Raw genomic sequence first — 20932 nt, 5'->3', positions numbered from 1 at the left:
TTAATGTTGATGACATATAATAAAACCCTAAGTTTACTCAAATTTTCTTACTCTTGAAGTAAAACATCATGTTTAACAGGGGCGATCATTGCTAATTTTCCGTTATTTGACCACTGAAGTTTTAAAGTCTCAGGTCGCCGTATTTTTAACTTTGATGACAATTTTTTTGTCGCAAAAGTTTGTTGTTATTCTTGGCGACGCCTCTGAAGGCGGCATTCCTGCTAAGTTAGTGCTGTCAATGATTGCACTAAAGTTACCGCAATTGGCATCATTAATATTACCGCTAAGTATCTTTTTAGGGATTATTCTCGCCTATAGTCGCATTTATGCCGACAGTGAAATGACCGTTCTCAAAGCCTGTGGTGTTAGTGAATGGTACGTAGTGCGTGTAACCTTAGTTTCTAGTGTGGTATTGGCGCTATTGGCAGGAGTACTGACTTTATATATAGCCCCATGGGCGAGTGAGCAAGAATATCAATTGAAAGAACAAGCCAAAGCGGATGCCGGGTTATCAGCGCTGCGGGCTGGGCGCTTTCAACAAACAGGTAACGAAAAAGCGGTGGTGTTTATTCATAACATCGAAAAAGGCGGCAAAGAACTACACAAAGTATTTGTAGCGCAACTACCAGACAGCGAAAAAGATAATCTCGCACGGTTAGTATATGCGCAGCGGGGTGTAGTGATCGAGCAAGAAAGCGGTGAGCAGCAATTGGTGCTCAGTGACGGTAAGCGTTACGAAACCGACGGCAAAACCCCTGCGCTAAATTTAACCGAATTTGATGGCTATAGTGTACAAATCCGTGAGCAAGAAATAGAACATCAACGCCGTAAACTTGAAGCTGTGCCGACCATTGATCTGTTTGCGATGAAAACGACAGATGCGATTGCTCAGTGGCAGTGGCGTCTTGCTATACCGCTTTCTATTCCACTACTTACTTTATTAGCAGTACCGCTGAGTGTCGTTAATCCGCGCCAAGGTAAGTTTGCCAAATTAGTGCCTGCCATCAGCTTGTATTTAGGTTATTTCATCTTATTGAATGCTGCAAAGTTTGCGATTGAGGATGGTAAAATTCCGCCTTCAATTGGCCTGTGGTGGATCCATTTAAGCGCTTTATTTATTGGCGGCTTTTTGATTATCAAAGGGCGACCGCTCGGCGCATGGTTAAAAGCAGTATTAACTAAGCGGGAGTTAGGCGCATGATGAAAACGCTTGATTGGTATTTAGGCCGCAGTGTTTTACAAACCACCGGTTTTGCTTTGATGGTCTTAGTTGGGATCAGTACCCTGATTAAATTTATTGAGCAGCTTAAATCAGTCGGTCGCGGAAGCTACGATATTGGAACTGCTTTGCTATATACCTTATATAGCATGCCTGATGATCTTGTGGTGTTCTTCCCAATGGCCGCTTTAATTGGTGGCTTAACGGGGCTTGGGGCACTTGCATCAAATAGTGAACTGGTGGTGATGCAAGCCGCCGGTATGTCGCGTTTGCAAATTATTCTCTCAGTAATGAAAACCGCAATATTTATGGCGCTTTGTATGATGGCATTAGGCGAGTGGGGCGCACCAGCGACACAACTTAAAGCGAAAGAAATGCGTAATCAAGCAATACATGGTGGTGATGTATTTAACGCTCAGCAAGGTGTATGGGCCAAAGATGGCAATAACTTTATTAATATAGAAGATGTTGACCAAAACGGCGTATTACATGGCGTGAACATGTATCATTTTGATAGTTCACTACAACTTACACAAATTACTAAAGCTCGCGAAGCGGTAGGCCGTAAAGACGGTTGGTTACTTCGAGATGTAAATAAAGTGCAACTCAGTGAAGAGTTGATCAGCACACAGCAGCAAAAAGAAGAGTTTTACGAATCACAACTTACAGCTGAAAAGCTGGGTGTCGTATCGGTAAAACCAGAGTCTCTGTCATTTACAGGGTTGTGGTCATATTTAGGTTATTTGAAACAAAATGAGCAAGATACTAGCACCTACGAGCTTGCTTTATGGCGTAAGATTATGCAGCCAGTATCGATAGCGGTGATGTTATTAGTGGCGCTGTCGTTTATATTTGGCCCACTGCGTACCGTGACGATGGGCGCGCGGATTGTAATGGGTGTAGTAACCGGTATTGCATTTCACCTAACCAATGAAATATTTGGTCCTGTGGTGATGGTGTATCAAATCCCTGCGATAATCGGGGCGACTTTACCAAGCATAATATTTATAGGTTTTGCGACTTACTTGCTTAATAAGCGAAATTGATAACGGGGAGCTAGCAGCCTAGCTCCTCATTGCTAATCTAAAGAACGATAAATTCGTTTGTTTTCTTCTTTTGTTAGCGCAACAACCTCGGTTTTAGACAGGTAATCTTGCAGCGCTCGTTTGTTTTTAAAATCAACTAATACCACTAAATTACCTAAGCCAAGTAATGCGGTTACGCTGCGAATAACGGCTTGTGGCCAACTAATTAGCTTACCATCGCGAGTTTGTACTTTTAAACGCCATGCGCGCATACCAATCGTTTGGCCACTCTTAGTCCAAAAATAGACAAAAAATATAATATTTACACCAACGAATAATGCACTGCGAATACCGTACAGCAATGGAGAGTCCTGAATTAAGGCGGCCGGATCTTCTGTCTGCATAATTAGATCTAAGCCAATTAACCCCTGAATGGCTGCAAAGTAAAGTATGGCAGTAAGCATAGATAGCGAAATCACAACTAAAGAGTCGTAAATTAAAGAGGCAAAGCGACGCCAAAAGCTCGCACGCGGAAATTCAGCAGACATAAACAAACTCACAAAGTTAATATGCGCGCTAGTTTAGCAAATAGCGAGACAAATACTAGCCGCACAGTTAGTAGCTTTTATGAGTGAATGTTAATGGTTGCTCAATTGTTAAGCGGTTGATCGTGGTTTTGTAAAAAACGCTTGCTGCTCCTCTTATTGTTTGTATAATGCATGGCATAGAGACAAAGACAGCTTGATAAGTCCTAGCTCTAAAGTGGTTTTTCTTTATCTTCTCATGTTAGAAGGTTAAAGAAAAATGATGCCAGCGTGATGAAATTGGTATACATGGGGGATTCAAAATCCCCTGCCGCAAGGCGTGCCGGTTCAAGTCCGGCCGCTGGTACCACTTTTAATAACCCTGACCACATTGGTCGGGGTTTTTTTATGCCTGAAATAAAGTGGTCAGTTGTTAGTTTATAGCCATATGATGTGGCAAACGATTAATACCGTATAATCTGCATTAATCGTTTGATTTTTAGTTAATTACTTCTGTATATACAGACGCTATCGCATAGTTTTAAGAATTGAATACTTTGTGTTACTGATTGGGCTATTTTTCCATCTGAGTATTTGTCTTGGTTGCTATGAGACCTTAAAAACCAATAGCCGGCTTTTTCCTTTTTGAAAAGTTTGTAGTTGATCACATCAACTTCTTCAGAATTATCGATACAACTGCTTATTGTTTCATCTTGACTACAAGGAGTTACGAAGCTCATGCTATTGTCTTCTTCAAACTGCCAACGGCCATTAGGGCCAAAAATACCACCGCTATAAACAATGGCTGTACCGTTATCGTGAGGCTCTATAACGGCATGTTTGTTGTTATTTAACAAGTTTAAATCGTTAACATAGAAGGTTTTCATATAATCTTCTTGAGTCGCATTATAGGTAGTATCTGCTTGGGCTAGATTAGCGTAAGAGTAGCTTGATTGTTTTTTGCTGGAGTAAAAATCGTCTACAGTAGCAATGCGATTATCGTAGAGTTTTACATAGCGTACATTTCTAGTTTCAATACCTATGGTGAATTCTAAAGTATCGCCCAAGTTGCTGAACGTAATATCATAAGTAGACTCTTCACCAGTAAGTGCGTCTTTCACTGAGTAATGTCCTGAAGTTTCTGAATCAACCGTGATAGGTGCATTGATTATTTTAAAGGAACTTCCATCAGCTAATTGCACACTTGAATACAATGGAGATAAGCCGAATAACACATCACCCGCTGAAAATTCAGGAACTGGCGCCTCTGCAACACCTCTAAATACTTTATAGGTTTTGCGATCAACAAGCTCTTTTTCAAGCTCAGGCCAATTAGCCGTATCTTGAGATGTTTGAGGGATAAAATGATAGGTGACTTCAAAAACAGCAAAATCATCTAAGCTTGCAATGAGTTCGGCTTGTTTTAATTGAACAGAAAAACTGATTTGTTGATATGAGCCATCAGTATTTTGAAACGTTTTTGTATAGTCTTGCCCAAATATACTATTACCTTTCTCTTCAGGCTCAATAAATTGATATATACCGTCAGTTAGAATTACATTCTCGTGAAATCCAGCTAACTGAGTGTAACCTTCTGCTTTAATCGCTACATTGGCAAAGAAAGTATATTTGAAGCCTTCTTCATTACCTAGTTGGCTTAGTCTAAGTGTTTGCTCTTGGCGTTGATCGCTATAAGTATCAAAACTAAGCGCTTTTTTCTCGCCCTTAATCAGGGTAAGCCAAGTGAACTCGGTTTCACTTGTGTACTTTTTAGCTAGGATAGAATTAGCTTTCTTAGCTAAAATCTCGAGAGGTATAAACTTTGAACGCATGCAATTTGCAATGCATTCAAACTCTTGAGTATGCAGTTCAACATCATCTGAGTTATTCCAGTTAAACATAAAGTTGTCACTCTCAATTTTTGCAAAACCTGTTTGGTCAGCTGAAAAATGAAATAGTGAGCTTGAGTCTGCTGTAGTCCACGTGCCGATTAATTCTTTATCTGCAAGTGTAATTGCTTCGCCAGGAAAGTTAACGGCATCATAGTGAACGTCAATACTTAGGTTAAACTGGTTCGACTCTTTACCATCACTAATTGATAGGTCAATTTGATGTTCAGCTATGTCAAAAAGAGTAGGCGAAGCACTGAGCGTTAGTGTATTTTCACTTAGTTCATAGCTTAGCCAATCAGGTTTGTTTATTACAGAGACAGTTACTGTGTCGTTGTCTTTATCGCTTACAGTAAGTGCATGTTCTAAACTAGATCCCGCAGCGAGTTCAAAACTGAACTCACCCGCTATAGTAGGTTTGTTATTTGGTGCTTTTTGTTGTTCTTCAGAGCTACTTCCCCCACCACAGGCAGAAAGTAGTAAGGTTAAAAGGCAGACAGCTGTTGTTTTTAGTTTCATCACTAATTTTCCTTAATATTTTATGCGATTATATCAGATGGTTAATTTGATTGGACCAAACGTAGGTAAAGTTAAGAAGGAAATGCTTTAAGTCATTAAGCGCTTTGTTGAAGATTCTTCTATTGAAGTTTTGCTACTAAAGCTAGTTATATGAATGCCTAGTTAAATGAATACAAAGGCTTAAACAAATGATAAAAAAGTTAGGCAATCCTAATTAAATCATAGCAAAGCAAGTCGACACTGTTTTTCAACGTTTTTATAAACGTGAAGCGGACCAAATTGGTCGGTTTTTTATGCCTGAAATAAAGTGCTAAGCCATAAGCTTTGGCGAGAGCTTGAAGAAGGGTAGTAATGACGCTGCTTGGTGAATTATTAAATGACATTCAACTGGATTGAATGCCATTTAATAGAAAAACTATTTTTAATCAGCTTAGTCGATTAGACTCACTTTGCATTGGTAGGTATTATCACCCACTGAAAAACTGCCTTTGCCATTCCATTGGTTATCAACGCCAAAGCTTGCCGTAAAAGGTGACTGGTAACTACCAATTGCAGGTGGTGGAAAAGACACCACTGCTTGACCTGTTAGCGCGCCAACTTTAGTTACATCATTATAGCCAGTTGCATGCATATGGCCCGATGCGCTAGCGGTGAAATGAGGTGAATGCTGCGTTCCTTCTTGGATGCTGCCATTCGCTCGACCATTTAATGAACCTGTTTTTGGATCTACAGCAAACTGAATTTCCATAGAGCCACCACCAACAACACCAGATTGAAATTGTAATTTAACGAGATATAAGCTTTCATCAGACATTTTCTTGTTCCTTTTGTAGATTGCATTCGCACTGTTATATGGATACTAAGTAACCGAGTGAAATTGTAGAATGACCACCACAAAAGACATATTACAGCGTATTACATGAAGTTGAGTTTGAGGGCGTACAGGTTTTTTTATCGTTGTTTTTTAGAATAGGGGCTGCTTTTACAAAGTATTCGCTGATTAAACTAAATGTTCTTTTTAGTATTTCTTTTCGAAGCTAGCTACACTGGCAATAGTATTGTTGCGACTGCACCTTGGTGTTTTTCTTTATTCGCTAAGCTCAAACTACCATGATGCTGCTCTATCACGTTGCGACAAAAGCTTAGACCAATCCCTTGACCTTGTTGTTTAGTGGTGTAAAACGGCACGAATATGTTATCGGGGTTGGCAAGGCCTTGGCCGTTATCATCAATGGTGATGCAGCTTACTTTTCCTTGCTTATGCACACCTAATGTTACTTTAACGGGCGGGGTGCTTGCTTCGATGGCATTTTTTATTAGATTGATCATGACTTGATGAATAAACGTGCGGTCGGCCTTAAAAGTTGCGGCGTCTGTTACGCAGCTAAATGCAACGTCAGGGTATATTGCGCACACTTGTTTTAAAAATGTGTCGGTGTCTATTGCTACTATATTAAGTGCCAGTGGTTTATTTATATCGCCATAGCGCGTGACAAATTCATTAAGATAATTACAGCGCTCACTTATAACATTAAGTGCTTGTATTTGTCGTGGCTCGGTGAGCTTCACGGCGAGATTTTCAGCCATTGCAGTAACTGGTGTGAGTGAGTTGCGAATTTCGTGACCGAGTACGCGAATAATTTGCTGCCATGCTTGCAGTTGGCTTTCGCGAAGGGCTGAGGTGATGTCGATCATAACAATAAGTTGATGACAGCTGCCTTGCTCTATAAATTCACTGTGGCGTATTTGCCATTGCTGGGCTGTAATAACATCGCTAAATTGCCAATGTGCGTCTTGCTTTGTAAGCCCTAATTGTTCAGCGCTTGCATAGCGTAAGGTTTGCCATTGAGTCTGTTTAAATTCGCTAAACGCATTATTGGCATAACTGAGCTTATTATATTGATCGAGCACCATGATCGGCACATTAAAATGCTCAATTAATTGGTACACCAAAAAAACATGCTGATCGTATCGCGACTTCTTTTTAAATAACTCTTCACTTAACTCAATCAAGCTTTGTTGTAATTGGTGAATACTCCCCGCCTGATAGCTGGGCTTAACGAGCTGGTTATAATCTTCGTTTAAAATGGCATCTAGGTGGGCGTAATTGCGGTTAAAGCTGTTGATCACTTTTTTATAGGTACGAATAAACAGCTTAAGATAAATAGCTAAAAATAGGATTGAGATAACGGCAGAAGTAACAACAGATAAAGCAAAATATTGGCCAATAAAATAGCACCCCAACGCTGCTAAAGTGCTACTAAAAAATGCAAAGCCAATTAAACTGCGTTCCAGCGATGAGTGATAAAGACAACTAAGTGTCATACTGCTTTTCATACGGTAATCCCGTATTTTTCAAGGCGACGATACATAGAAGATTTACCTAAACCTAATAATTTAGCGGCGTTAGGAATATGGCCTTGGGTCTGCTTGAGGGCTAAATCAATTAATTGGCGCTCTGCGTGCTCTAGTGTCATTAGTGGTAATGTGTTATTGATTTGACTGCTGTGCAGGTTTAAGTCATCGGCGGTCAATGTGTCGGTTGTTGCTAACAATATTGCCCGTTCAATCACATGGCTTAGCTCGCGTACATTGCCCGGCCAAGTATAGTGGTTTAATTCCTGTTTAGCGCATTCACTCAATGTAAGTATGGTGCTTGAGTATTTTTTAGCATGTAAATTTATAAAGTGCTCGCACAAAGGCACTATATCTTCAATGCGTTCGCGTAGTGGCGGTATTACAAACTCCAAAGTGTTTATCCGATAGTATAAATCTTCTCTAAACTGGCCTTGTTTTATCAGTGTGGCAATATCGCCATTGGTGGCACTGATCAAGCGTACATTGGTTTTTTTAGTGTGACTCGCGCCAACCATCTCAAACTCTTGGCTTTCGAGTACCCGTAATAATTTTGCTTGTTGTGGTAGTGGTATATTGGCTATTTCGTCTAAAAATAAACTGCCGTTATCGGCCAGTTCAAAGCGGCCAATGCGCTCATTTTTAGCATCAGTAAACGCACCTTTTTTATGACCAAACATTTCGCTTTCAAATAACGATTCAACAATAGCCCCCATATTCACTGCAATAAACGGTTGTGTATGGCGCGTTGACTGCTGATGAAGCCATTGTGCTAATTGGCTCTTACCCGTACCATTTTCACCGGTTAGTAAAATGTTAGCATCGGTTTTAGCCACCTTAGCTAACTGACTTATCAGTTGTTGCATAGCGTGTGACTGATACACAAATGCAGGCGAGGCACGATCGTTAAGCTGTTGCAGCAACTTTTGATTTTGTTTGTTTAACTTTTTAAGTGTGAGTTGCTGATCGAGCAATTTTAATAAGCGCTGGTTTTGCCATGGCTTTTCAATAAAGTCACACGCACCGTGTTGCATAGCGCGAACCGCTAGATCTACGCTCGACCACGCAGTCATTGCGATGACAGGGATATCTAACTGTTGTTTATGTAAGTGCTGTAAAAACGCCAAACCTTCGTCACCTGATGTGGTGTCGCGGGTAAAATTCATATCGAGCAAAATAAGGTCAATCGCTTGGCTATCTTTAACTACTGCTTGCGCGCTAAAAGGTGAGTCGCATTCGAGCACTTGGTAGCCGTTATCTTCTAAAATAAAGCGCGCGCTTAGGCGGATTTCGGGGCTATCTTCAATGATCAAAATAGTGGCAGGCATAAACTTCCAAATAGGTGAATAAGCACAGGTTGATTGTAGCGTATAGCGATTTCTATGCCAGTGATTTTATTGCTGTATTTCAGCTTGTTAGCTATTTAAAGATGATTTTACTAGGTGTTTCAGTCCGATTGCGGACTGTTTGAGTCCGGTTTCAAGGTTGAGATATGTGGTGCAACGAAAGCGCAAGACCATGGCCAGTCTCAAATTGATACTGAGGAGTCCGGTATCGCCGCTCAATAAGAATTTTTAAATAGTACATACTTGTAATTGTTTGTATTTATTGATTTTTAATGTTGGCACGTGTTTCGCTATAGCTTAGATATACAAAGCATAATGCGGTGCAATATGGACATAGTAAAAACAAAAGTAGTCAAGCAGTTATCGCTTTGGCATAAGCTAATTTTATTACTGGCTGTTATTTTAATTGTGGCAGTGATTTATCAGCGCAGCAGTCAAGTAGGTGTGTCAGTATTGCGCAGTAATATTATTATTAGTGATGTACGCCAAGGCGCGCTTGCGATTACGGTTACAGGTTATGGTGAACTTAAATCTGCGCAGCAGCAATTGCTTACGGCAAAAACGTTGGCCACTGTGCAGGCTATTTTATTAAAACCAGGCGCAATAGTGACCAGTGACTCAGTGATTGTGCAGTTAGCCAATCCAGCGCTTGAGCAACAGCTCGAAAATGCGCAGCAAGAACTTAATAAACTCAATGCTAACTTACGCCAGTTAAGATTAAACAATACTCGCGAGTTATTAAACGAGCGCTCTCATGTGGCGCAAAGCCATGCCGCTTACGAAAATGCCAAACTAAAATTAAAAGCTGAAACCAGTTTGGTTGAACAGGGCATAGTATCAACGCTTAATTATCAGCGTAGCGTGTTAGACGAGCAACAACTTCGCCAGCAATTAGCAATAGCTAAGCAACGTTCAGAGCAACTAAAAGCCGTACACATAGAATCTGAAAACATTCAGCTTGAGCAAATTAAACAGCAACAAGGGTTAGTAGTTATGGCACAAACACAATTGGCCAATCTATCTGTAGTAGCGGGAATGGATGGGGTATTACAGCGTTTACCGATTGAGCTTGGGCAAAGCGTAAATGCAGGGCAAGAAATTGCGCTTATCGGCTCGGTTGATTCGTTAATTGCAATTATTCAAGTACCACAAAATCAAGTAGATGATATTCGGTTAGGGCAGCTCGCAGAAGTAGATACACGCCGCGGTGTTGTTATGGCAAAGGTGTCACGCATCAGCCCTGTGGTGAGTAATAATACAGTAGAGGTAGAGTTATCGTTGCCTAAAGAGCTCCCTGAAAATGTTCGGCCGCAATTAACCGTCGATGCCAATATTAAGGTCGCACAGCTAAAAGATGTTACTTATATCGAGCGCCCAGCAAACGTAAAACCGCACAGTGTAAGAGATCTGTATCAGGTAAACTCACAGCAGCAAAGCGCACACTTGGTTGATATCAAATTTGGTCGCGAGGCTGGGCGCTTTATCGAAATACTAAGCGGCGCACAGTTAGATCAGCAATTGATTATTTCAGATTTAACCAACCTTACTCGCAGCAATAGCGAAATTCTAATTAACTAATGAACAGGATAAAAATAATGACAGAGCAAAAAATAACGAACACCCAAGCCGATGTCGTATTAGCAATGAAAGGAATTAGTAAGGTATTTGAAACCCAAGAGTTACAAACCTATGCACTGCGTAGTATTGATTTGTGTATTTATCGCGGTGAATACTTGTCGATATCGGGGCCATCTGGCTGTGGTAAATCAACATTACTTTCATTATTGGGTTTACTTGATATGCCAACCAGCGGTGAATATTTAATTGACGGTAAAAACGTTTCTGCACTTTCGCTGAATCAGGCTGCTGAAACTCGCAATGCAAAAATAGGATTTATTTTTCAATCATTTAATTTAATTGATGAGTTAAGTGTGTTCGACAACGTGGCATTACCACTGCGTTATCACCACTGTAAACCAAACAAGCAAATAATTGCTGAAAAAGTAAAAGCGTGCCTTGAAAAAGTAGGGCTTGGGCATCGTATGAGTCATAAACCTAACCAATTATCTGGTGGACAGCAGCAACGCGTGGCGATAGCCCGAGCGCTGGTGACTGAACCGGCAATATTATTAGTTGATGAGCCAACGGGTAATTTAGACTCAAAATCGGGAGATCAAGTTATGCATGTATTAAGTGAGCTACATGCAGCCGGCACCACTATTTGCATGGTGACACATGACCCGCGTTACTGTGATATGGCTACAAGGCAACTAAAGCTATTGGATGGTGAGATGCTAGGGGCTGTGGGTATAAAAGATCAGCTAAGTGCTTAAATAACCTGTTTAGTGAGAGTAAAATGGAATATCCAAAAATAATAAAACGTCAATGGCTATTAAGGGATAACTTAACGGAGTGCCATAATGACTTATAATTTAAAAAATGCATTACTTAATATAACTAATCATAAAGTTTACAGTTTAAGTGTTGTAGCGACGTTAAGTATTGTTTTAGCTGCATTAATTACTGTATTAACACTTGCCTATATTATGCTGTTAAAACCATTGCCATACCCTGAGCAAATGCGGTTAGTAAAAGCTGAATATGCTCAAATAGACCAAACCGGGGCGCTTAATACCCGCGCTTTTAATTACCCTGCACTGATTGATTTATATAAAAATCATAAATTATTTGAGCAAGCTGCGTTGGTGTATTACGGTGAACAACGCCTTGATGATGTAGCGGGCTTACCCATAGTAAACACCTCATTTGTTACCCCTCAGTGGTTTGAAATGTTTGCAATTAAGCTACATTTAGGACGAGGTTTTACGCAAACTGAAGCTCTTGATAGTTTTAACCCCGTTGCCGTTATAAGTTATCGAACATGGCAAAATGACTTTGCCAGTAAAGAAAACATAATAGGTCAAACACTTAGTGTGGGCGCTCAGCAATTCAAAATTATAGGTGTGGCTGCAGCCAACTTTAAATCGCCTGCACTTATCAAAACAGGGCAGGTCACTGACGTATGGTTGCCGTGGGATTATAATTTAACCTCTGCAGAGGCTAAACCATTTTGGTGGAACCGTTACTCGCGCAGCCATTTTGTGGCTAAATTACCAAGCGATGTAAGCATTGAGCAGGCGAGTAAAAGGTTATCGCAGTATGTGGATGATGTATGGCAACAGCATATTACGACCGAAGCATTCTTTGCAGGTTGGCATATCGAACTTGAGCTAAACACCTTGCAAACAGTAATATTAAAAGAGACACCGCAGAATATTTATTGGCTCATTTTAGCTGTAACGGGATTGGTTATTATTGCCTGTGTAAACATTAGTAACGTGTTTATTGTAAGAACTGCAGCGCGTAAACACACATTAGCACTGAGTGCGGCGCTGGGCGCAACACGGTTTACTTTGTTTAAACAGTTTTGGCTGGAGGTTGCCTTACTAATAGCCTTAGCAAGTATAATAGGCCTTGCGTTAGCGGCGATTTTTTTAGCAACCTTAAGCGATTTTGCCATGGCAATATTACCGCGCGCCAATGAGCTTTCTATTAATGCAGTATCATTCCTTATCACACTGGTTAGCGGCTTAATATTAACGACGCTGTTCGCTTTTTTATGTACGCGAATAGTAAATTACCAACAACTGATAAGTAGTTTAAAGTCAGCAGGAAAAGGGACGACAGTGCAGGTGGGCAAGCGCGTATGGCAAGGCTTGGTCGCTTTTCAAGTAGCTGTAGCGTGTACATTATTGTTTATTAACTTTTTAGTTTTTAGCGTTAATAAAAGTAATATTGACGAGGCTTTCACACTGCCACTTGAGCAATTAACGAGTTTAAAGGTTAATGTAGCAAGCCATGTAGCGGCTGATAGAGACAAAGCAAATCAGCTATTAGAGCAAGTAGCTAACGAGCTTGCTTTACTGCCAGAGGTTAGGCAAGTAAGTCGTTCATCATCACCTATAAACGATAATTTAATTACTTGGTCATTGGTTGAGGTAGCAAGCAATCAAAACGTATTACCTTATGGTAAATCAGTTGATGAGCAGTATTTTTCATTACTTAAACAACCCGTATTACAAGGACGTGGTTTTACAAACGAGGATACTAAAAGTAATGCGAATGTTATTATTATTAATGATGTACTAGCAGAAAAATTATCAAATGATGGTAATGCATTGGGTATGCATTTGAGTTTTGATATAACTTCAGGGCGCGAAAATGATTTAGTAATAATAGGCATAGTTAAAACAATGCTTATACCGGGGAAAACGTCGCTTGAGCCTAAAGCTTATTTGACTCGTGCTGGTTATAATTCATTTATTATCGAGTTTAAAAATGCTCAGCACTTAACAAAAAATACGCTTAACACCTTATTACAATCTATTGATTCAGGCTTATCAGTTCATCAATTAGCGCCATTAAATGCACAGCGCGATACAGCACTGTTTCGTCAATATGTAGTATCGGCGACAACGCTGATGATCATTGCTGCCACTATTGCCTTAACCAGTATTGGTTTGATAGGTATTATGCGCTACTCAGTGTTATTAAGGCGTGCTGAAATTGGTATTCATTTGTGTGTTGGCGCAAAGCCACTGGCATTGTTTTTGTTAGTATTTAAGCAAAATGGCAGCGCAATCGTAACGGGTATAATACTCAGTATTGCGTTATTGCTGGCTTTACAACAACCACTACAACTGATTGCGGATGGAGTACCGCAAATTATGCAGCTTGGTATGTTATTCATGACTTTATTGTTTGTAATTAGCCTTGGCGCACTGGCGTGTTATTTACCTTTAAGTGCCCAGCTAAAGCGCCCTGCAATTTACGGTGTACAAGGATCACAACAGTAAAGTGTGTAGTTTAGGAGGGACTGATTGAGTAAAAGGCTTAAATCAGCTCCTTCAACTAGCTCTTTTAAAAACACTTTATAAAATTTGGCACGTTGATAAGTTAATAATAATTATAAAGATGGTACGGGCTGAATGTTATTATCTGCAGTCTATACAACTAAAAATGCTACAACAGGGATTTCAGTCAATGATTGCAAAGTTAGATAATGCAAATGAGGCAGTCGCAAAGCAAATTTACACCACCTTTCAACGCTCTTATAAAATAGAAGCTGAATTAATAGGTACGCAGAATTTTCCGCCTTTATCGCGCACTGTTAATGACATACACAATTCGCAAACGCTTTTTTATGGATTTTATGACGATACTCAGCTTGCAGGGGTTATTGAACTGGTAATTATCAATGAGCGATTAGAAATTAATAGCTTAACGGTTGACCCAAAGCATTTTAGAAAAGGCATCGCCGATAAGTTAATCCGCTATGCGTTAACTAACTTTATTGAAACAGCATCAACAGCGATAGTTGAAACCGCAGTAGTTAACGAGCCCGCTATTAAGTTATATAAAAAGCATGACTTTGTTGAGTTTAAAAGATGGACGCCCGAACACGGTATTGAAAAGCTGGCCATGCTTCGAACTGGCATTGTTTGATTCAAAAGCCACAGTGTAAAAAACGTTGTAAATTCAATTTCTTTTCAATTATTAGTTTAACTAGCAAATACTTATCGAAAGGTAACCAACGGTTGTTATTTTGTTATGCCAATCACTTAAGTTTATTTTAAGTTTTACTGTTTACGCTTAACCAACCATATTTAAACATGATTTTTGAAATACAAATTTTATGTTTTAGATCACTAAATACTTAGTAACGATAGGTTACTGTATGTGGAGTATTTAATACGTACAAGGGTAGAGGTTACCTCTTCAAGCTCTCAAAACATAAGAGGTAGGTTGAGACGTTTCATTTTTCGAGAGGCATTATGAATTTAAAAAACACGACAACTCATTACAATACGCTCTCCATTGCTTTGCATTGGCTTATGTTCATATTGATAGTCGCTGTTTACGCAAGCATTGAACTGCGCGAATTATTCGACAAAGGGACTACAACCCGAGATGCCTTTAAAATGTGGCATTTTATGCTTGGTTTATCGGTTTTAGCTTTAGTAAGCGTTAGGCTAATTGCTCGCATAGTAGGTGGTTCGGCTCCTGATATAAAACCAGAACCAGCTAAGTGGCAAAATAACCTGGCCAAACTAGTGCATGTTATTTTGTATGGGTTCATGTTTGCTATGCCTATTGCGGGATGGTTAATTTTGAGCACGGCAGGCAAACCAATTCCGTTTTTTGGTCTAGAGCTGCCGCCGTTGGCCAGTAAAGATTTAGACTTGGCTAAAACCATCAAAGAGCTGCATGAAACCGCAGGGGAAGTTGGTTATTACTTGATTGGATTACATGCAGCCGCCGCCTTATTCCACCATTATGTTTTATCTGATAATACGGTTGCAAGAATGCGTTTGCCGAAAAAATAACAGCGAATAAAAATTTAAAAAAGGGAGATTCAGTCTCCCTTTTTTAATTTTGCTACTTTCTGTTTGACTGAACGCTATTGCCACTTTGACGAAGTTCGGCTAAGAGTGATAGCCAGACATTGAAATTGACTAAATATAATAGCTAATTAAGTGGTCAAACTGTTGTTTGCGCACATATTCAAGGATATGTGCGGCGCGCGTATATTGTTTCATTTAGCTTTGCTTAAAGATTATAGAAAACTTAGTGATAGTAATATCTTAGCTAATTTGTTGAAACTGTGTAAAGTATACATATGAGTGTGGTCGGAGCAGAAAGAACCGCCCTTCGCGCACTATAAAATTGTTGAACACTCAAAGGAGCCATGTACCTTGGATTTAGAATTTTGGAAATTAATAGGTAAAGGATTGATTGAACTCGTCAAGGTATCCGGGCCATACGTTGTAGCAGTTTTAGGAGCTGTATTTGGTTACTTGGGAAATAAGAATGCTAAGGAAATATCAATAAAAGTAGCTGAATTACAGAGCGACAAAGATTTAAGCCTACAGCGAGAGACTCATCGTTTTGAAGATGGAAAGCGTGTTGCTGAAATTAAAAAGGATATTATCGATCGAGTAGTCAAAGAGATAGAGCCTATCTATAGCAATACGTTATCGCTTATAAAAGCGTACTACTCAATGTGTAGCTCTGGCGATTCATTCAATAAACAACTATTCGAACAGATGATACGCGATAGATTCTTTGCGGATGTAAAGCTTCAGGATAAAGCTGATTCTTCCCTGGCTAGGGTCTCAGCATATGTAAGTATTTTAGCCGACGCCAATATGTCAATGGAGCTAATCAAACTGCAAAACTGCATTTCAGCTTGTACAGGTATTGTTGAATGGGATGATACTAATTGGAACGATGAGCATTCTGAGAAAGTGAGAAAATTGATGGAAGAAATTCAGCTTACTTACATGGCATTGTTCATTAAGCTTGGCAAATCAATCCAATGAGTGTTAACAAGCGCAAGCACTCGGAACAAACTTTCGCTGCACTTCAATTTGTCCGGCGTTGCGGGCGTTATAACTACATAAGATTATGAGCGTAAAACTTTTAGAATTAGAAGAAATTCTTACACATGTAATGATGGATCTTACTACAGCTGTAAATGTATTAAGAGACTATGAGGCTAGAGCAGGGTTTAGAGAACCAAGTAATGTAGTGAAAAGGCAATGTGTATGGCGCCTTTGTATTTCGGCAATAGTTTTGAATTGCTCAAAGTACATGGAAGTTAACGAAAAGTACGGTAAATACTTCAAAAAGGAGCTACATGAATACACCGAACTGAGAAATAAATTTTATAACGAGCTTAATAAAAATACATCGATTAAAAAGCTAAGAAATTTCACAATTGCTCATGTTAGTAATAAAGCGGACTACCTGAGTGCTGATGAAGTTCAGAATGAAATTGTATCTATGTTTGGCGGTAATCATGCAACTGAATTCCTTGATTGGCTGTGTCCAGAAGATATCGATAAAACAGATAAAAATAAAAGTTTAGTAGGGGTACTTGAACAACTTAGAGATGCATTGTCGAAGAAGTTATAACAAACGCTTTAACCCAAAGGACGCAAAAAAAGCAGGCTTGCGCTCCTTCGTCGCTAATTTTAGTCTGCTATTTTGCGCTGGTTAAGCGAGCGTTGGTAAATTGAATCATGAGCACTTGTGAAGTAAATCTTGGGGCATCAGACATCATAGCGATAAGCGCAGTTCTTATTGCTGGACTGTCAGCTATTTACGCGAGGTGGGCGTGGTGCGAGTCAAGAAGGTCGAATGAAATCTCGCTGTCTGGGCATAGAAAAGAAATCTACGACGCATTCTTCGAGATTAAAATGCACATGCAGCAGAAGGCTGAATTTGCCCAGTTAAGCGAAGTATCTAAACTCTTTTATCCATCACGGAATGCAAGCTTGTATTTGCGTGATGAATTAGCAAATCAGATTTCGAGCTATTACGAAGCGTGCTTTTGGGTAGCTGATATACATCGAAGCACTGGTGGCCTTACCACTGAAAGCATGGATAAATGTCGACTACATTTGGAAGCTGAGGAAGATCTAGCACCCAAGATCGATTCTGCTCTTTCTAGGCTAATCAAGAAGATAAATGATTAACAAATGTAGACCGTCGGTCAAATTACTCGCTGTGCTCGCAATTTACAGCAGCTACAGGCGTTATGTGTTTCATTGGTACTGGAGTTTTAAATGTTACTTGAGTTAGTACATAGGTTTGGAGCTGCTTTTTTATTAGAGCTAGAAGACGCTCAATTTTTGGGTGCTGAATTAAGCTCTTTTCCTGACGGTTCTTGTGAAGTAACGAGTCAGATGCTCGCGCTGTATTTAGACTTTCAAGGTGTCAGTAACGTTGTTTATACTAGAAACCAGACAAACTCTCTAAAAGTAGGGTCTGTTCATTATTGGGTTATCGCCGATAACACTATAATCGATTTAACAGCTCATCAATTTGAAGAGTTCAAAGGTGATTGCTTCTTACCACTAAACTCCGAGTTTCATGGAAAATTTGAGCAATTGTCTGTATCTAAACCAGATATAAGTAGCTTGTACCGGCCGTTTAACGGTGAAAGCTATGAAACTTTTTACCTCAATGTTACTAAGCGCATACAAAACACCTAACACATATAAGCCTTAGTTTTATCAATAGGCATTCGTATCCTTTTTGGACGTTTGAAGGCCAACTCTAACTCAATAAACAAATTCGTTTACTTCGTCTGTCGATGCGGCTGTTAAGCAAGTAGCTTACGGCAAACACATATAGAGGCGCTTTTATAGCAGCCAGGTTTTTCCCCATATCCTTTTGGGGTCGCTGGGGCACTACGACCAAATGGATTTAGAAGGTAGAGCAAAGCAGTATGCCAGAGCCGAGACATTCATCGGTTAACTTCATCATGGCACTACTCAAGAGGGCTGGTTTCATCAATCGAATATGTCAGTCTAGTTTAGTCTAATTTTAATCTACAGGCTCGTTAGCTGTGTTTCCTAAATTGCTTACTCAGTGCTACTATAGTGATACATTTTTGTGGAGGTTATTATGAGAGTAGAGTTAGTAACAACATTGAAACGCCAAGCGACGAAAATATTATCTGAGCTACATTTAACTAAAGAGCCCGTATTAATCACCGAACATGGGCAACCGTCAGCGTATCTTGTTGATGTTGATGACTTCGAATTCATGCAAAAACGTATGCAAATCCTTGAGGCATTAGCTAAAGGTGAGCAGGCAATAAGTAGAGGAGAAACTACGTCAAATATTGAAGCTAAAGAGAAAATGAATAAATGGCTGAAATAATCTGGACAAATCCTGCTCTGGAAGATTTAAACGATATCGCTGAATATATTGCATTGAGTAACTTGCTGTCAGCTAAAAAGTTGGTGGTGAAAATCTTTGCTAAAGTTGAACGCCTTGAAGATTTCCCTGAATCAGGGAAAACACCGATTGAACTATCAAATCTGAATTATCGTGAAGTGATAGTTAATCCTTGTCGTATATTTTACAAAATAGACAATGATAAGGTTTTTATTTTACACATAATGAGACAAGAGCGTGATTTACGTAAGTTCTTGTTGCAAATGTAGCTTACATTAATCGGGTAGCCTGAGCTCTTTCAACATCACCCATATGCGCTTTTTATTTACAGTAAGTGCAGTGGGCGGTTCACCTCCTGTAATCACGATGTACTGATAAGGCTAGGCACTTACCACATAAAATAAGCCACTCAAACACCTGCAAAAATGCCAATTAAAACAACACCAAGCCCTCTTTTTATATTTTACGTGAAAGCCAGTCGTCGATTGAATCAAAATAGCAACTGGGCTATGGTTGAACCATCAATAAAAATAAATTAAAAACGAGTTATTTTGCAGGCTCGTTATAAGCCAAGGGGGCAAAGTGGAAATCAAGTACTGGTTCATTATTTTAGCAGTAGTAGCTCTATTAAATTTAGTTGTATCTATTTACTTGGCAAAGAGAGATGATTTAGAGGTTTTTCAAAAAGCAGCTCAAATTATTCTTGTTTGGTTAATTCCAATATTTGCTGCTATTGGATTATGGTTATTTCACAGGTCACAAGATGTTCCTCCTCGTTCATCAAAGCCTTTAGGTGGTGGCTCAAGTAGCAGTTCAAATATCACAGGTAGCGGTGATTAAAATGCTAATAACAAGCAATTAGGATCGGCAACGTCCGTTCATGGCACTCTGTCGCCATAATAATTCTTACAGGTCAAAAGACTGCTATTTTAATTTAAGTCGATTTAGCTACGGCTAACTTAACCAACTGTAGTTATATTAAAAAAATATGCTTGACTTAAATTAACGGCACTTTTATTTTTTCGTTGCTCGTTGCTCGTTGCTCGTTGCTCGTTGCTCGTTGCTCGTTGCTCGTTGCTCGTTGCTCGTTGCTCGTTGCTCGTTGCTCTTTGCTCGTTGCTCGTTGCTCGTTGCTCGTTGCTCGTTGCTCGTTGCTCGTTGCTCGTTGCTCGTTGCTCGTTGCTCTAGCAGCTTTTTATTTATTCGGGTATCATTTGCGCAACTTTGATTATCAGTTGCTATTTATGACCACGTTAAGTGCTAAGGAAAATATTCAAGCCATTGTTAAGGCGATTAAAGCTGAAGAAGCTAAACTTCGTCAAAAGCACCCGTTATTAGCCCATCAAAATACTATCGGGATGGCTATTTTATTATTATCACTCAGTGCGTTAATTGGCGTTGGTGCACTTTATTACTTCGCTATTATCCCTGCGTGGCTGTGTATTATTTTAGCAGCCATTGCAGCGTCAATTTCCCACGAGCTTGAACACGACCTGATCCATAAACAGTACTTTAGTAACCAGCCTTTTCTACATAACTTTATGATGCTAACAGTGTGGCTAATGCGCCCAAATACTATTAGCCCATGGTATCGCCGTAAAATGCATTTACATCATCATAAAGTGTCGGGTACTGAGCAAGACTTAGAAGAGCGCTTAGTGGGTAATGGCATTAAAAAGCCATTGTTACGGGCGTTGGTAATTGTTGATGGCTTACTCGGCTTGTTAATTAACGCTAAACGTTTTAGTAAAGAAATCAAAGGGTTTAGCTTTTTTAAGGTATTTAACGCAGGGTTTCCGGTTACCACAGCGTACTTTGCTATTTTATACAGCGTAATTGTGTTCCATTTAGTTGATTTATTTACCCCACTTGCGGCTAATTCGCCGGCGTTGTTGCTGGACATTATGGCGGTGTTTGAGTTTTTAATGGTGGTGTTGATTGTGCCTAATATTGTGCGTTCAAGTTCATTAAATTTTGTGACTTCATCAATGCATTACTATGGCGGCGTTAATAACATGCTGGAGCAAACGCATGTTTTAACGAGTCGCTTGTTCGCACCGTTTAACTTGTTTTGTTTTAACTTTGGCCATACCCATACGATCCACCATTTTGTGCCGAATCAACCGTTTTATTTACGCCAAATGATCAGCAAGAAAGTACTTGAGGTAATGAAAAAACACGGTGTTCGCTTTAACGATTTTGCTAGCATCAAACAAGCAAATCGCTATCAAGCTTCTTAATATCAAGATACAAATTACTAATTGACCTCAAGTTAAGTTAAGGTTTTAAAGTCGTTATCTAACTC

The 20932-nt window shown here is 39.6% G+C and carries 19 protein-coding genes and 1 tRNA gene; 15 read left to right on the top strand and 5 right to left on the bottom strand.

What is annotated here, in order from left to right; genetic code table 11:
• Positions 1-88 precede the first annotated feature (88 nt).
• Both lptF and lptG read left to right on the top strand, forming a co-directional pair.
• Positions 89-1201, top strand: coding sequence for an LPS export ABC transporter permease LptF (gene lptF, locus FW757_RS03180; RefSeq protein ID WP_149981256.1), 1113 nt, complete (start codon positions 89-91; stop codon positions 1199-1201).
• Positions 1198-2265: an LPS export ABC transporter permease LptG gene (gene lptG, locus FW757_RS03175; protein WP_182719465.1), complete on the top strand. Its 1068-nt coding sequence runs from the start codon at positions 1198-1200 to the stop codon at positions 2263-2265. The genes lptF and lptG overlap by 4 nt, the downstream gene beginning before the upstream one ends.
• A 32-nt stretch (positions 2266-2297) precedes the next feature.
• Here the strand turns inward: lptG and FW757_RS03170 are convergent, their stop codons facing one another.
• Positions 2298-2792: an RDD family protein gene (locus FW757_RS03170; protein WP_182719466.1), complete on the bottom strand. Its 495-nt coding sequence runs from the start codon at positions 2790-2792 to the stop codon at positions 2298-2300.
• A gap of 261 nt (positions 2793-3053) precedes the next feature.
• Between FW757_RS03170 and FW757_RS03165 the strand changes: the two genes are divergently transcribed.
• A tRNA-Leu gene (locus tag FW757_RS03165) sits at positions 3054-3138 on the top strand.
• A gap of 133 nt (positions 3139-3271) precedes the next feature.
• On the opposite strand, the gene FW757_RS03160 is transcribed toward FW757_RS03165, so the two are convergent.
• From FW757_RS03160 to FW757_RS03145, 4 genes are all read right to left on the bottom strand, one after another.
• Entirely contained in the window at positions 3272-5176 is a 1905-nt protein-coding gene (locus FW757_RS03160; RefSeq protein ID WP_446440853.1) for a hypothetical protein, read from the bottom strand.
• Positions 5177-5606: 430 nt separating this feature from the next.
• Entirely contained in the window at positions 5607-5990 is a 384-nt protein-coding gene (locus tag FW757_RS03155; RefSeq protein WP_182719468.1) for a DUF1842 domain-containing protein, read from the bottom strand.
• 227 nt (positions 5991-6217) lie between these two features.
• A complete protein-coding gene (locus FW757_RS03150; RefSeq protein ID WP_259398571.1) occupies positions 6218-7513 on the bottom strand; it encodes a sensor histidine kinase in 1296 nt (431 codons plus the stop codon).
• A complete protein-coding gene (locus FW757_RS03145) occupies positions 7510-8859 on the bottom strand; it encodes a sigma-54-dependent transcriptional regulator (protein ID WP_145234997.1) in 1350 nt (449 codons plus the stop codon). The genes FW757_RS03150 and FW757_RS03145 overlap by 4 nt, the downstream gene beginning before the upstream one ends.
• Before the next feature lie 345 nt (positions 8860-9204).
• Here FW757_RS03145 and FW757_RS03140 point away from each other — a divergent pair, with 345 nt between their 5' ends.
• The 12 genes from FW757_RS03140 (at position 9205) to FW757_RS03085 (ending at position 20867) form a co-directional block, all read left to right on the top strand.
• On the top strand, positions 9205-10455 hold the full coding sequence (locus FW757_RS03140; protein WP_182761171.1) for an HlyD family secretion protein: 1251 nt from the start codon (positions 9205-9207) through the stop codon (positions 10453-10455).
• Between the two features lie 17 nt (positions 10456-10472).
• Positions 10473-11210 carry an ABC transporter ATP-binding protein gene (locus FW757_RS03135; protein WP_446440852.1) on the top strand — a complete coding sequence of 246 codons (738 nt, stop codon included), beginning with the start codon at positions 10473-10475 and terminating at the stop codon, positions 11208-11210.
• Positions 11211-11297: 87 nt separating this feature from the next.
• Positions 11298-13733: an ABC transporter permease gene (locus tag FW757_RS03130; protein WP_182794634.1), complete on the top strand. Its 2436-nt coding sequence runs from the start codon at positions 11298-11300 to the stop codon at positions 13731-13733.
• Positions 13734-13920: 187 nt separating this feature from the next.
• Entirely contained in the window at positions 13921-14382 is a 462-nt protein-coding gene (locus FW757_RS03125; RefSeq protein ID WP_182761168.1) for a GNAT family N-acetyltransferase, read from the top strand.
• A 329-nt stretch (positions 14383-14711) separates the two neighbouring features.
• The gene (locus FW757_RS03120) at positions 14712-15263 is read left to right on the top strand and encodes a cytochrome b (RefSeq protein ID WP_446440851.1); all 552 of its coding nucleotides are present in this window, start codon (positions 14712-14714) and stop codon (positions 15261-15263) included.
• Positions 15264-15632: 369 nt separating this feature from the next.
• Positions 15633-16259: a hypothetical protein gene (locus tag FW757_RS03115; protein ID WP_446440850.1), complete on the top strand. Its 627-nt coding sequence runs from the start codon at positions 15633-15635 to the stop codon at positions 16257-16259.
• An 85-nt stretch (positions 16260-16344) separates the two neighbouring features.
• Positions 16345-16854, top strand: a complete 510-nt coding sequence (locus FW757_RS03110; RefSeq protein WP_446440849.1) for a hypothetical protein — start codon at positions 16345-16347, stop codon at positions 16852-16854.
• A gap of 653 nt (positions 16855-17507) precedes the next feature.
• Positions 17508-17936, top strand: a complete 429-nt coding sequence (locus tag FW757_RS03105; protein WP_446440848.1) for a hypothetical protein — start codon at positions 17508-17510, stop codon at positions 17934-17936.
• Positions 17937-18351: 415 nt separating this feature from the next.
• On the top strand, positions 18352-18609 hold the full coding sequence (locus FW757_RS03100) for a type II toxin-antitoxin system Phd/YefM family antitoxin (protein WP_149981240.1): 258 nt from the start codon (positions 18352-18354) through the stop codon (positions 18607-18609).
• Positions 18597-18896, top strand: a complete 300-nt coding sequence (locus tag FW757_RS03095; RefSeq protein ID WP_182794693.1) for a type II toxin-antitoxin system RelE/ParE family toxin — start codon at positions 18597-18599, stop codon at positions 18894-18896. The genes FW757_RS03100 and FW757_RS03095 overlap by 13 nt, the downstream gene beginning before the upstream one ends.
• A 313-nt stretch (positions 18897-19209) precedes the next feature.
• Complete coding sequence (locus FW757_RS03090) at positions 19210-19467, top strand: hypothetical protein (protein ID WP_446440847.1); 258 nt, start codon at positions 19210-19212, stop codon at positions 19465-19467.
• 404 nt (positions 19468-19871) lie between these two features.
• Positions 19872-20867, top strand: a complete 996-nt coding sequence (locus FW757_RS03085) for a fatty acid desaturase (protein WP_149981415.1) — start codon at positions 19872-19874, stop codon at positions 20865-20867.
• Positions 20868-20932: the final 65 nt, after the last annotated feature.

The sequence above is a fragment of the Pseudoalteromonas sp. 1181_04 genome (assembly GCF_052850545.1).
The sequence above is the reverse complement of the archived record's forward strand: the minus strand, read 5'-3'. Positions and strand labels throughout refer to the sequence as shown.